We start from the raw sequence: 11,098 nt of genomic DNA, 5'->3' as shown, positions 1-11,098 counted from the left end.
AGACGAGCTTCTGGACGCCGTTGGAGTAGGCGGTGCTCTCGACGAGCTCGAGGTTCTGCTTGTCCTTGTCGGTGTCGCTGAAGAGCTTCTTGCCCGCGCCGAGCAGGACCGGGAAGAGCAGCAGGTGGTAGCGGTCGATCAGGCCCGCGTCGGAGAGGTCGCGGATCAGGGTGGCGCTGCCGGCGATGATGATCGGGCCGCCCTCGGTCTCCTTGAGCGCGGCGACGTCGTCCAGCGAGCGCAGGACGGTGATCTCGCCCCAGTTGTCCACCAGGTCCTCGTCCTGGAGCGTGGTGGAGACGACGTACTTCGGCATCACCTTGTAGCGGGGGAACTCGTCGGTCATGTCCGGCCACACCGGGGAGAACGCCTCGTAGCTGACCCGGCCCATCATCAGGGCGGTGGCTTCTTCCTGCTCACGTCCCTTGAGCTCGAAGACGGCTTCGTCGAACGCGATGTCCTTGAAGGTCCAGCCCGCGTTGCGGTAGCCCGGCTCCCCGCCGGGGGCCTCGACGACGCCGTCCAGCGAGACGAAGGCACTGGCGATCAGGGTGCGCATGTGGTGCTCCTAGGTTGTTCCGGCTTGCTCCCACCAACGCATCGAACGGGAACCGCCGGGATCGACACCTCGTGCCGAAAAAATTTCGATGATCTGATCCTGCCAGGTCAGAGCGGATTTCCGGGGATCACGGCGCCGGCGAGTGGTTCGCGGCCGGCATGCCGTGTTCACCTCGCTGGTCGGTCGGTGGCCCTAGAGTGCTCGCTCGTGGCTGAACCTTCCTCGTACCTCGAAACAACGGCGGGCGCCTACGATTCCGTTGCCGTCCTCTACGCCGAGCTCTTCCGCGATTCGCTCGACGGGTTCCCGCTGGACCGGGCCGTGATCGCCGCGTTCGCCGAGCTCGCTCGGAACTCGGGCGCCGGACCCGTCGCGGAGCTGGGGTGCGGGCCCGGATTCCTGACCGCGCACTTGCGGGACCTGGGGCTGGACGTCTTCGGCGTCGACCTGTCACCGGTGATGATCGACCTGGCCCGCGAGGCGCACCCGGACCTGCGGTTCGAGGTCGGTTCCATGGACGGCCTGGACATCGCCGACGGCGCGCTGCGGGGCATCCTGTCCTGGTTCTCGGTCATCCACGCGCCGCCCCAGGAGATCCCCACGTACTTCTCCGAGTTCCAGCGGGTGCTCGAGCCCGGCGGCCACCTCCTGCTCGGCTTCTTCGAGTCGGAGGACGGGCTGGTCGAGGCGTTCGACCACAAGGTGACGACCGCCTACCGGTGGCCGATCGACGACCTCGCGGAACTGGCGCGCAAGGCCGGGTTCGTCGAGGTCGGGCGGATGCTGCGCGAGCCGCACGAGGACGAGCGGCCGGTCCGCCACGGCCACCTGCTGATGCGCAAGGGCTGATCACCAGCGGAAACCCGTACTTCGGGGCGATGGCGCGGGAGCATGATGATCGGGGAACCGAGAGGAGAGCTGTCGTGGAGCGAGTTGCGCCGCCGGTCGTCGGCGATGAGCGCGAGATGTTGCGGGGGCACTTGGACTTCCACCGCGCCACGCTGGCGATGAAGTGCGCGGACCTCGGGGACGACGAGCTGCGGCGGCAGGCGATGCCCCCGTCGACGTTGTCGCTGCTCGGGCTGGTCCGGCACATGGCCGAGGTGGAGTGGGCGTGGTTCCGGCGGACCATCGGCGAGGAGCACGACCTCCCGCTGGTGTGGTCCGACGACGGCGACTTCCAGGCCGCCTACGACGCGAGCGGATCCAGCCGCGAGGAGGCGTTCTCCGCCTGGCAGAACGAGATCGAGCACGCGCGCAGGATCGAGCGCGAGGCCGAATCGCTGGACGTGACCGTGCACAACGCCCGGTGGGGCAAGGACGTCTCGCTGCGGATGGTGATGCTGCACCTGGTCCACGAGTACGCCCGCCACAACGGGCATGCGGACCTGCTCCGCGAAGCCATCGACGGAACCGTCGGCGTGTGAGCCGGTCAGGCTTCGGCGAGGGTTGCGGCGAAGGCCCGCAGCTGCGACGTTTCCGCTGCTCGCGGGTAGGTCAGGCCGAGCGTTGACGGCGGCAGCCCGGTCACCGGGACGAAGCGGATGTCCCGGCGGGCGTGGTGCTGGGCCGTGGGGCCGCAGAGCAGCATCGCGCCCTGGCCCGCGGCTGTGCGGGTGATGGCCTCTTGCAGCGTGGTGACCGTGCTGGCGCGGGGGATCGGCCTGCCCGACGGGGTGCGCGGTGGTGTTTGGGCGTCCTGCCAGTAGGTCGGGGCCGGCGACGCCGGGGCGATCAGGTGGAGGTCCGCCAGGTCTTCGGCCGACACCTCGTCGCGGTCGGCGAAGGCATGCTGGGCCGAGATCGCGATGTGCTGCTGCTCGGCGGGGAACGTCGCCGCCACCAGCAGGTCCGGCTCCTCCACCGGCAGCAGCACGATCGCCGCGTCCACCTCGCCGCGGCGCAGGGCGCTGAACGGGTCGTTGAGCGGCAGCTCGGTGAGCTCGGTCGTGCAGCTGGGGAAGCGGGACTCGAAGGTGCGGATCGCCGAGACCACGCACTCGTCGGCCGGACCCTGGAAGCCGAGCCGAAGCACGCCCGTCACCCCGCGAGCTTCCGCGCGGGCCTGCTCGACGACCGCGCTGAGCTGCGCATATGCGGGCTGCAGCGAGTCGCGGAAGCGTTCGCCGAGCGGGGTCAGGGCGACCCGGCGGTTGGTGCGTTCGACCAGGCGGGCGCCGATCCGGCGTTCCAGCGAGCGCAGCAGCTGGCTCACCCTGCCCTGCGAGACGTAGAGGCGTTCGCCGGTGCGGCCGAAGTGCAGTTCTTCGGCGAGCACCAGGAAGCACTCCAGCTCGCGCGTTTCCAAGCCGGCCATCCGCCCTCCCTCGATGAGCCCCGCTAATCAAAGGATGACGACAACGCCGTTGTTCCCGGTCAGCGCCCCGTCGAGGCTGTGATCATGACTACCACCGACCTCACGACCCGATGGCCCGCGGTGCTCGCCGTGGCCGCGGCGACGTTCTCCGTCGTCACGGCCGAGATGCTGCCGGTGGGCCTGCTGACCCCGATGGCCGCCGAACTGGGGGTGTCGGAGGGGCTCGCCGGGCTCACCATGACCGTGCCCGGGCTGCTGGCCGCTCTCGCAGCACCGCTGGTCCCGGTCGCCGCGGGCCGGATGGACCGCCGGTGGCTGCTGGCCGGTCTGGTGGCGCTGCTGGCCGCGGCGAACCTGGTGTCGGCGGTCTCGCCGAACCTGGCGCTGATGGTCGGTGCGCGAGTGCTGGTCGGGGTCGCCATCGGCGGTGTGTGGGCGATCGCGGCTGGACTGGGCGGACGCCTCGTGCCGCAGGAGTCCGCCGGGACCGCGACCTCGGTGATCTTCAGCGGGATCGCGATCGCCTCGGTCCTCGGCGTGCCGGCCGGCACCTTCGTCGGCGAGTTCGGCGGCTGGCGCACGTCGTTCGCGGTGCTGGGAGTCCTCGCGCTGCTGGTCGCGGGGCTGCTCGCCGTGCTGCTCCCGCCGTTGCCCGCGGAGGAGGCGATGCGGCTCGGCACGGTGCGCGACGTGGCCCGCGGCCGAGCGGTCCGAAGTGGACTCCTGGTGGTGCTGTTCCTGGTGTCCGGCCACTTCGCCGCCTACACCTACGTGCGCCCGATCCTCGAGTCCATTGTGGACGCCAAGCTGATCGGTGCGTTGCTGCTGGCGTACGGCTTGGCCGGTGTGGTGGGGAACTTCCTCGGCGGGGCGTCTGCTGCGAAGCAGCCCCGGCACACGCTGATGGTGATCGCTGCGGTGCTCCCGGCCGCGGTCGTGGCCTTGGTCCTGCCGATCGGTCCGCTCGGCGCAGTCCTGGTCCTGCTCGTCTGGGGTCTGGCCTACGGCGGGGTCTCGGTCAGCACGCAGACCTGGCTGCTCACCGCCGCGCCGCAGTCCCGAGAAGCGGCATCAGCCCTGTTCGTCTCGGCGTTCAACATCGCGATCTCGCTCGGTGCCTTCCTCGGCGGACGAGCGGTGGACGCGATCTCCCCGACGGTGGCCTTCAGCCTCGGCGCCCTGCTCGCACTGGCCGCGCTCGCCACGATCACAGCCGCGCGAACCCGCACCGCCAGCTGAACGGTCTCGTGAGCACTTTGTGGTGCTATAACGCCACAAAGTGCTCACGAACGTTCCGGACCGGGCAACCCGAAGGCTTCACGACGCGACGCGGGCGAGCAGCTTCCCCAGGTGAGCGCGGGCCGCTCGCTCGTGAGTGCTTTGGGGTGTCATAGCGCCCCAAAGCACTCACGAAGCTGGGGCGGTCACAGGCTGGCGTAGATGTCGTTGTAGAGGGCGAGGGATCGGGACTGGAGGTTCGCCGGGTCTTGGCCGGCGAAGCGGGTCGGGGCGAGGGTGTGGAGGTCCGGGAAGCGGGGTTCGGCTCCGAGGAGCTGGTCGACCAGGGCTCGGGCCGCGCCGCCCGCCGCCGTCACCCAGATCGCCACCGCCGACCACAGGCCCGGGACGTGCGGGACCGGACCGAGGAAGGGGAGGTTGTCCGGGGTCGTGGCGAACACGCCGTTGAGGCGTTCCGCCAGGTCGAACGGGGTGGGGAGCAGCTGCATCGCGCGCCGGACCGGGTCGTCGAACAGCTCGCCCGGCCACGGTTGTTCCGCGTTGCGGCCGAGCTCGTCCAGCGGGACGGGCTGCGGGGCGTGGTCGTAGGTGCCCAGGCCCAGCCGTCCGCCGTGGTCGCGGGCGTAGACGTGGTGCTCCGGCCAGCGCACGAACGGCGTTGCCGGGCCGGAGGCGCGCTCGGGGCCGTAGACGTAGGGGTGCGCCACGGGCGTCAGCGGGAGCTGCACGTCGACCAGCGAAGCGACCACCGGGCCCCAGATCCCGCTGGCCAGCACCACGTCGTCAGCCGGGTAGGTCTCGGTTCCGGTGCGGACCGCGGCCACCCGGTCCCCGCGCAGGTCGATGCCGACGACAGCCGCGTCCGCGACGAACTGCGCGCTGCTGCGCTCGCGCAGAGCTGCGGTGATCACCCCGGCGCGCGCCGTTCCGTCGGCGGGGAAGTGCAGGCCCGCCCGGCAGCGCGCGGGGTTGATCAGATCCGGTGCCAGCCACGCGGTTTCCGCGGCGTCCAGCAGCCGGTGGGGAAGTCCTGCGGCAGCCGCGAGCTCGGCTCGTTCCGCCAGCTTCTCCGCCGCTTCGGGGCTGTCCGCGACCTCCACGCCGCCGACCCGGTCGAAGCCCCGGGTGCCGTCCAGCTCCAGGTCGTCGTAGAGCTCCGCGCTCGCCCGCGCCAGCTCGGTCAGAACCGGAACCTCGTTGAGCAGCCCCACGAAACCGGGCGCGTGGCCGGTCGAACCCGCCAGCCGACCCGCGGGGCCTTGGTCCAGCACCGTGACGGAGACGTCGTCGGGCAGCAGAGCCGCGATCGACGACCCGACGATGCCGCCGCCGATCACCACGATCTTCCTGCGCATCCCCACAACCTAGTGCGGAAGTCCGCGCGGCTGCGGCGAAGTCCAGATGCTGGGTCAGCTGCGCACGGCGCGCAGGGCGCCGGGGCCGCGGCCGTTCAGGCGGTCGAGGGCCTGCGAGGTGGCTTCGTCGTGGGGCACGTAGACGATCAGGCGTTGGACGTCGATCTCGGTGAGGTCCATGACCTCGAAGTCCAGTCGCAGCTCGCCGACCTCGGGGTGCCGCCACCGCTCCGTCCCGTGGCGCACCACCGGGGTCGCCGGCCGGCGGAACCGGTTGGTGAACTCGGCGCCGACCGCGGACAACTCCGCGACGAGCTGAGCGGAATGCGGATCTTGCTCGTGGGAACCGAGCTTGAGCTGGTTGACGTGCACGTCCGCGAGCTGTTCCCAGTCCGGGTGGGCGGCGCGGGCGCGGGAGTCGGTGAGCACGAAGCGCGGCAGGTTCGGCGGATCACCGTCCAGGACGCCGAGCGGGCCCGCGAGCTGCTGGTAGGCGGTGGTGTGCGCGAGCACGTCGCCGATCCGGTTGACCACCAGCGCCGGGTTCGGTTCGAGGCGGTCGAGGACCGCCCGCACCCCGGGCCGGATCTGCTGCACCGGTGGTTCGGCGGCCGCCGGGCAGAGCGCGGTCGGCTTGTTGTGCCCGAGGATCAGCCACAGCTGCTCGCGGTCCCCCGGCGACAGCTGCAGCGCTCCCACCAGGGCGCCCAGGACTTCCGCGGACGGGTGGCGGTCGCGGCCCTGCTCCAGCCTGGTCAGGTACTCGACGCTGATCCCGGCCAGCATCGCGAGCTCGGAGCGCCGCAGCCCGGGCGTGCGCCGCCGCGGGCCGGCGGGCAGGCCCACGTCCGCCGGACGCACCGCTTCGCGGCGGGACCGCAGGAAGTTGCCGAACTCGTTGTCGCTCACGACGCGAACCTAGCGCGTTCCGCGGGGCTCAGGGTGTCCCTCGTGGGGCCAGTCTCAGCGCGGCCTCCCCAACCCCGATCGCGGGCCGCAGGGTTGTGGGCATGACCAGAACCAATGCACTCCCGCTCGTCGCCGGACGTTGGGCGATCGACCCGCTGCACTCCTCGGTCGGCTTCGCGATCCGCCACCTCGGGGTGTCGAAGGTGCGCGGCCGGTTCAGCGCGTTCGACGCCGAGCTCGTGGTCGGGGAGGGGCTCGAGGACAGCTCGATCAGCGCGAACGTCGAGATCGGCTCCATCGACACCGGCAACGCCGACCGCGACGCGCACGTGCTCGCCGCCGACCTGCTCGACGTCGAGAAGCGCCCGACCATGACCTTCCGCTCCACCCGGATCAGCGGCGAGGGCGAGGACTGGACCCTCGACGGCGAGCTCACCATCGGATCGGTGACCCGCCCGGTCGGCTTCGCCGTCGAGTTCGGCGGCGTCCAGGACGTCTTCGACGGCAGCCGCCACGCGGGCTTCGACGCCACCGCCCAGATCCGCCGCAGCGACTTCGGCATCGACTTCGGCCCCGCCGAGGCCCTGCTCGGCGACGTGATCAAGATCCAGCTCGACGTCCAGTTCGTCGAACCGAAGTCCTGACGCAAATTCAATGGAAATCAGACCTCGAATTTCCATTGAATTTGCGGGAGTTCTGCGGAGCGACCCGGGTCAGAGCTCGGTGAGGGCTCGGGTGAAGTCCGCGATGAGGTCCTCGGTGTTCTCGATGCCGACGCTGATGCGGACCAGGTCGTCGGTGATGCCGAGGGCTTCGCGGTCCGCGCGGCTCATGCCCGCGTGCGAGGTCACCGCCGGGCGCGTGATCAGGGACTCCACGCCGCCGAGACTCGGTGCGTCGTAAGGGATTTCGAGCGCATCGATCAGGGACTGGGCCGCTGGTGCGCCGCCGGTGAGGCGGAGGCTGAGCATTCCGCCGAAGCCGGTGAACAGCTCCGCGGCGTGCTCGTGGTCCGGGTGCGCCGGCAGTCCGGGGTAGTTCACCTCGCTGATTTCCGGTCGTGCGGCGAGGAATTCGGCCAGCCGCTGGGCGCTGGCGTTCTGCGCTCCGACGCGCAGCGCCAGCGTCTTCAGGCCGCGGGCCAGCAGGAATCCGGCGTGCGGGTCGAGGCTCCCGCCGAAGTGGTTCAACGTGGTGCGGACGCGTTCCACGTGTTCCGCGCGGCCGATGACGGCGCCCGCGACGATGTCGGAGTGGCCGTTGAGGTACTTCGTCGCGCTGTGCAGGGAGAGGTCGAAGCCGAGCTCGGCCGGGCGGAAGTTGACCGGCGTGGCGAAGGTGTTGTCGATCAGGCTCACCAGGCCGTTGCGCCGCGCGAACTCCACCACCTCGCGCAGCTTCCCGACGCGCATGAGCGGATTCGCGATGCTCTCCACCAGGATCGCCTTGGTGCCGGGCGCCGCTTCCCAGGTGTCCGGGCGCTGCGGGTCGATGAACGTGACCTCCCAGCCGAAGTCGGCGGCGTGCTCGGTCAGGAAGTCGTGCGTGCCGCCGTAGAGGCAGTTGCCGACGAGCAGGTGGTCCCCGGTGCGCAGGACGCTGTGCAGGGCGGTGGTGATCGCGGCCATGCCGGACGTGGTCGCCAGCCCGGCTTCGGCGCCTTCCAGCGCGGCGAGCTTGTCGTGCAGGTACGCCTGGGACGGCGTGGAGTTCAGCCGGATGTAGGGCAGGTCGTGGTAGTCGGTGCCGGGCGGCACGGAGTAGACCGTGCTCTGGTAGATCGGGAACACCACCGCGCCCTCCGGGCCCGGGCGCCGTTCGCCGCCGTGCACCGCCACCGTCTCGATCCGCGCCATCGCAACCTCCATCGGGATGGTCCCGTTCCGCCGTCACACTAGGTTCGCGGTCACCGGGGCGGAAGCCGCTGATCCCGCGATCGCTCACCGCAACCAGGCCGCCCTACCGTCACCCGGACGAGTGGATCTTGGGGTCGAGGTCCGGGATTGCGGCGGATCGGCGTCGATCGCGGCGCCACGCCGGGACGATGATCACTCGATCAGGTGGACTTTGCCGAGTTGGAGGGGTGAATCGGAGCCCTGCTGCCCGCTCGGCACCGTCCGTGAGGAGCCGAACGATCTTCGTATTCGACCCGGGTCCGGTTCACCGGGAATTGTGACCACTGTGGACCCAGGGTGTTCGGCGCGGTTTCTTGTGGCGGACTTCCGAAGTCCTCCGGTCGATGCGCGCAAAACCTTTCCCGCTCATGCCATCGGGCCATTCCGGAATGCATTCCCCGAGCGCCTCGGCTGGAATCTCCCCCGGGCCGCCCCGCGCCGGATCGAACGGCATTCGGCGCTTCTGCGGAATTCAGCCCGCCACCGCCCGGTGCGGCGGACGGCGGGGAGGAGTGGAATCCGATGGCAATTCGAGAGAAGACCGCGCTCGGCGGTCTCGCCGCGTTGTTCGCGACCAGCATCCTGTGCACCGCGACCGATCTGTCCGCCGCCATGACCGCGCCGCGTCCGGACCCCCGTCCCGCGGCCGACTTCGCCGCCGACATCGCTGCTCCGAGGCTTGCGCCGACCCCGGTGCACGACGAGGAGTGGGTGCCGCCGACCGAGGGCGAGATCAGCAGCGAATTCGGCGATCGATGGGGGACCACCCACAACGGGGTCGACATCGCCAACGACGAAGGAACCCCGATCCGGGCCGCTTCGGAAGGAGTGGTCATCGATTCCGGACCGGCGAGCGGATACGGCATGTGGATCAGGATCGAACACGACGGCGACGTCATTTCGACGTACGGGCACATCGACGCCGACTTCGCGGAAGTCGGGGAATCCGTGCGGGCCGGTGAGGTCATCGCGACGATGGGCAACCGCGGCCAATCCACCGGACCGCACCTGCACTTCCAGCTCGACGTCGCCGGACGACCGGTCGACCCGGTGCAGTTCTACGCCGACCGCTCCGCGGAATTGCTCGGCTGAAAAGCGTTCCCCGCGTCCGGACCCGGTTGGTCGTCGCGCGATCGGCGCTGCCACAGTGGCAGGCCCCGGAGCCGGTCGCGCCGCCCGACGGGCGGTACCCGCTGTTATCACTGCGGAGTATCGCGCGGCGAACGACCTCCGAACCCAGCGGCGATCACCCGGCGCAGCCGGAAGTGGTCCGGAAGGCCGAACTTGCCATCACCCTCCTGGCCGATTGTCGTGGTGCTCCGGTAGCTACTTCGATCGCATTAACGCGCTGGAAGGATAGTGATGGAGCGAGTGGACACGGCTGGGATCGTCGGCGGCGGAGTGCTCGCCGGGGACAACCGACCGGATGACTGGGAGCGCCGGATCGCGGAACGCTCCGAGCAGCTCTACCGCACCCGGATGGTCCAGCGGATGCTGCTGCTCTGGGCGGTGCCGGGCAACCTGCTGCTGGTGGTGCTCGGAGCGGTCGCGCTGGCGTTATGGGGGATCGCGGTACCCGCCGCGGTGGTGTTCGTGCTGGCGGTCGCCTCGATCGCGGTGGCGGCGAAGTTCGTCTACCAGCAGCACTTTAAGGTGCGCGCGGTGGAGACAGAACTGCGTGCGCTGGAGCACGGCCACCGCGAGCACCTGCTGGACGAACTGGGGAACGGGGACCTGCTGGGGGCGCACAAGCGCTACCGGGCGCAGCTGCCCGAGCTGGTCGAGCGCTACCGCGGCGAAGCGCGGCGCGACCGGTGGAAGGACAACGCCCTGCAGACGGTGGTGGTGGGCGGCTCGATAGTGGCCGCGACGGTTACCGCCACCGCGATGTCCATTGTGGATCTGCGCTGGGTGGCAGCGCTGCTGAGCCTGCTGGTCGCGGTGTCCGCGGCGTTTGCCGGGTACGCGAAGTACCGGGACCGCGCGCAGGCGCTGCAGCAGACCGCGGACTCCCTGGAGCGGGAGTACGAATCCGTGGAGCTGCGCGTCGGGCGGTACCGCCGGTTCGACAGCGAGCGCCAGGCGTACGCGGAGTTCGCCGACGCGGTGGACGCGCTGCGGGCCGAACAGGCGCGGCGGTTGCCGTCGGCAGCGACCGACGGGCCGAGCCAGTAGTCACGCCGGGCCTTTATCGCTCGAAAGTGGGGCGCATCGCCGGGAAATTGGTCACTGAACGTCTATGGTTCCCGCTCGCGTGATCGCTGGACAGTGGGAGCTGATTCGTCCGTAATCTCCGTTCGGACACAGGATCTCGGCCTGTGCGGAGAGGAGCATTGCGAGATGAAGCGCACCTTTGCGGCCGCGGCCGCTGTGCTGGCCGGTGGCGCCGGTGTCGTCGGATTCGCCGGTGTTGCGAGCGCGGAGGGAACCCCGCAGCTGCCCGCGGAGCTGCCGACGGACAACAACCTGGCGCAGACCACCTTCCACGCCGCGGGCACCGTGGCGTCCGCGCAGCAGACCGTCGGCGACGTGGTGCCGCTGGACGAGGAGCTCACCGGCCGCAGCGCCCTGGACGACCCGGCGCGGCTCACGAACGCCGTGACCGGTGGCATGCCCATCACCGAGCCGTTCAGCTTCCTGCCGAACAACGGCGGCCTGGGCGACCTCGCCGGCAAGTCCGGCACCGGCTCGCTCGACGCGATGAACGCCGGTCAGCTCCTGCCGCAGGGGCTGGGCGGACTGGTCGAGGGCGCCACCGGTGCCGTGCCGGTGGGCGGCGTCGTCCCGGTGGGCTGAGCAGGAGGCGGCTGGGCGGTTTCTCCGC

The 11,098-nt window shown here is 70.5% G+C and carries 12 protein-coding genes; 7 read left to right on the top strand and 5 right to left on the bottom strand.

From position 1 onward, the window contains the following. Positions 1-559: dihydrofolate reductase family protein (locus tag ABTZ89_RS10040; RefSeq protein WP_351042470.1), on the bottom strand; the 559-nt coding region annotated here is incomplete at its 3' end. Between the two features lie 207 nt (positions 560-766). Here ABTZ89_RS10040 and ABTZ89_RS10035 point away from each other — a divergent pair. Beyond that, positions 767-1,408: a class I SAM-dependent DNA methyltransferase gene (locus tag ABTZ89_RS10035; protein WP_270947382.1), complete on the top strand. Its 642-nt coding sequence runs from the start codon at positions 767-769 to the stop codon at positions 1,406-1,408. Between the two features lie 116 nt (positions 1,409-1,524). Beyond that, positions 1,525-1,986, top strand: coding sequence for a DinB family protein (locus tag ABTZ89_RS10030; protein ID WP_351042476.1), 462 nt, complete (start codon positions 1,525-1,527; stop codon positions 1,984-1,986). Between the two features lie 5 nt (positions 1,987-1,991). Here the strand turns inward: ABTZ89_RS10030 and ABTZ89_RS10025 are convergent, their stop codons facing one another. Then, positions 1,992-2,876, bottom strand: coding sequence for a LysR family transcriptional regulator (locus ABTZ89_RS10025; protein ID WP_270947381.1), 885 nt, complete (start codon positions 2,874-2,876; stop codon positions 1,992-1,994). Between the two features lie 84 nt (positions 2,877-2,960). Between ABTZ89_RS10025 and ABTZ89_RS10020 the strand changes: the two genes are divergently transcribed. Continuing rightward, a complete protein-coding gene (locus ABTZ89_RS10020) occupies positions 2,961-4,115 on the top strand; it encodes an MFS transporter (RefSeq protein ID WP_351042466.1) in 1,155 nt (384 codons plus the stop codon). Between the two features lie 185 nt (positions 4,116-4,300). Here ABTZ89_RS10020 and ABTZ89_RS10015 read toward each other — a convergent pair whose 3' ends face one another. Both ABTZ89_RS10015 and ABTZ89_RS10010 read right to left on the bottom strand, forming a co-directional pair. Beyond that, on the bottom strand, positions 4,301-5,470 hold the full coding sequence (locus ABTZ89_RS10015) for an NAD(P)/FAD-dependent oxidoreductase (protein WP_351042464.1): 1,170 nt from the start codon (positions 5,468-5,470) through the stop codon (positions 4,301-4,303). A 54-nt stretch (positions 5,471-5,524) separates the two neighbouring features. Further along, positions 5,525-6,379: a helix-turn-helix domain-containing protein gene (locus tag ABTZ89_RS10010; protein ID WP_351042462.1), complete on the bottom strand. Its 855-nt coding sequence runs from the start codon at positions 6,377-6,379 to the stop codon at positions 5,525-5,527. A gap of 101 nt (positions 6,380-6,480) precedes the next feature. On the opposite strand from ABTZ89_RS10010, the gene ABTZ89_RS10005 reads away from it, so the two are divergent. Then, the gene (locus ABTZ89_RS10005; RefSeq protein ID WP_270947377.1) at positions 6,481-7,023 is read left to right on the top strand and encodes a YceI family protein; all 543 of its coding nucleotides are present in this window, start codon (positions 6,481-6,483) and stop codon (positions 7,021-7,023) included. Between the two features lie 69 nt (positions 7,024-7,092). Here ABTZ89_RS10005 and ABTZ89_RS10000 read toward each other — a convergent pair whose 3' ends face one another. Continuing rightward, positions 7,093-8,235 carry a trans-sulfuration enzyme family protein gene (locus tag ABTZ89_RS10000; RefSeq protein WP_351042459.1) on the bottom strand — a complete coding sequence of 381 codons (1,143 nt, stop codon included), beginning with the start codon at positions 8,233-8,235 and terminating at the stop codon, positions 7,093-7,095. A gap of 561 nt (positions 8,236-8,796) precedes the next feature. On the opposite strand from ABTZ89_RS10000, the gene ABTZ89_RS09995 reads away from it, so the two are divergent. From ABTZ89_RS09995 to ABTZ89_RS09985, 3 genes are all read left to right on the top strand, one after another. Continuing rightward, positions 8,797-9,366: a M23 family metallopeptidase gene (locus ABTZ89_RS09995; protein WP_351042456.1), complete on the top strand. Its 570-nt coding sequence runs from the start codon at positions 8,797-8,799 to the stop codon at positions 9,364-9,366. Positions 9,367-9,636: 270 nt separating this feature from the next. Beyond that, positions 9,637-10,449 carry a DUF4231 domain-containing protein gene (locus ABTZ89_RS09990; protein ID WP_270947374.1) on the top strand — a complete coding sequence of 271 codons (813 nt, stop codon included), beginning with the start codon at positions 9,637-9,639 and terminating at the stop codon, positions 10,447-10,449. Positions 10,450-10,614: 165 nt separating this feature from the next. Beyond that, positions 10,615-11,070: a hypothetical protein gene (locus ABTZ89_RS09985; protein ID WP_270947373.1), complete on the top strand. Its 456-nt coding sequence runs from the start codon at positions 10,615-10,617 to the stop codon at positions 11,068-11,070. Positions 11,071-11,098: the final 28 nt, after the last annotated feature.

Origin of the sequence: Saccharopolyspora sp. NPDC002686 (assembly GCF_040295745.1) — a bacterium.
Taxonomy (GTDB): domain Bacteria; phylum Actinomycetota; class Actinomycetes; order Mycobacteriales; family Pseudonocardiaceae; genus Saccharopolyspora; species Saccharopolyspora oryzae.
This window is presented reverse-complemented; position numbering and strand designations above follow the sequence as displayed.

Bases quoted from the DNA above. Each gene is read 5' to 3' on its own strand.
- ABTZ89_RS10030 (WP_351042476.1), top strand. From the start codon at position 1,525: ATGTTGCGGGGGCACTTGGACTTCCACCGCGCCACGCTGGCGATGAAG.
- ABTZ89_RS10025 (WP_270947381.1), bottom strand. From the start codon at position 2,876: ATGGCCGGCTTGGAAACGCGCGAGCTGGAGTGCTTCCTGGTGCTCGCC.
- ABTZ89_RS10020 (WP_351042466.1), top strand. From the start codon at position 2,961: ATGACTACCACCGACCTCACGACCCGATGGCCCGCGGTGCTCGCCGTG.
- ABTZ89_RS10015 (WP_351042464.1), bottom strand. From the start codon at position 5,470: ATGCGCAGGAAGATCGTGGTGATCGGCGGCGGCATCGTCGGGTCGTCG.
- ABTZ89_RS10005 (WP_270947377.1), top strand. From the start codon at position 6,481: ATGACCAGAACCAATGCACTCCCGCTCGTCGCCGGACGTTGGGCGATC.
- ABTZ89_RS10000 (WP_351042459.1), bottom strand. From the start codon at position 8,235: ATGGCGCGGATCGAGACGGTGGCGGTGCACGGCGGCGAACGGCGCCCG.
- ABTZ89_RS09995 (WP_351042456.1), top strand. From the start codon at position 8,797: ATGGCAATTCGAGAGAAGACCGCGCTCGGCGGTCTCGCCGCGTTGTTC.
- ABTZ89_RS09990 (WP_270947374.1), top strand. From the start codon at position 9,637: ATGGAGCGAGTGGACACGGCTGGGATCGTCGGCGGCGGAGTGCTCGCC.
- ABTZ89_RS09985 (WP_270947373.1), top strand. From the start codon at position 10,615: ATGAAGCGCACCTTTGCGGCCGCGGCCGCTGTGCTGGCCGGTGGCGCC.